Source organism: Paracoccus angustae (genome assembly GCF_042648745.1).
Taxonomy (GTDB): domain Bacteria; phylum Pseudomonadota; class Alphaproteobacteria; order Rhodobacterales; family Rhodobacteraceae; genus Paracoccus; species Paracoccus angustae.
On record NZ_JBHRXY010000125.1, the window covers coordinates 1 to 807 of the forward strand.

Here is an 807-nt window from a genome sequence, read left to right on the forward strand (position 1 = left end):
CGCCGCAACCCGGCCGTAGGAGCCGGTAAAGCCCAGCTTGACCAGATCGGCATGCATCTGCTTCAGCGTCCGCCGCTTATAGCGCGGCAATCTGGGTGAGACCTGCGCGACAATCAGGATGAGATTCTATGTCGCGGCATCTCTGAGGTTATCACGCTGATTGTCGCTGGCAACGTCGTCGTCACACTCTGATTGTCGCGCCGCGTCAGGCTTTGGGGTGTTCTTGATTGTCGCGTAGGCCGCCGGACGGCCCCGCTGGCGTTTGCCCTCGAGGGCGGAGCGCCGTCGATAGCTTTCGACGTTCATCTCGAAGATGGTGGCATGGTGAACCAGGCGGTCGACAGCGGCCAAGGTCATGGCGGGGTCCGGGAAGACCCTGTTCCATTCTCCGAATGGCTGGTTGGCCGTGATCATGATAGAGCGGTGTTCGTATCGCGCCGAGATGAGTTCGAAGAGAACACTGGTTTCGGCCTGATCCTTGGAGACATAGGCAAGATCGTCGAGGATCAGCAGGTCGAACTTGTCGAGCTTTGCAAGGGCGGCCTCGAGTTGCAGCTCCCGCCTTGCGAGCTGCAGCTTCTGAACCAGGTCGGTGGTCCTGGTGAAGAGGACGCGCCAGCCGTTCTCGATCAATGCAAGGCCAATGGCGGCCGCGAGATGGCTCTTGCCGCCACCTGGCGGGCCGAACATCAGCACATTGGCCCCCTTGGCCAGCCAGCTGTCGCCGGCAGCCATGGCCATCACCTGGGCTTTCGAGATCATCGGGACCGCCTCGAAGGCGAAGCTGTCGAGCGTCTTCCCGGGCGG

General features: G+C 61.8%; 1 protein-coding gene. It reads right to left on the reverse strand.

Annotated features, from left to right (window positions below):
- Positions 1–126: 126 nt before the first annotated feature.
- A partial coding sequence (gene istB, locus ACFOM8_RS23045) for an IS21-like element helper ATPase IstB (RefSeq protein WP_377764689.1) occupies positions 127–807 on the reverse strand: 681 nt, incomplete at its 5' end.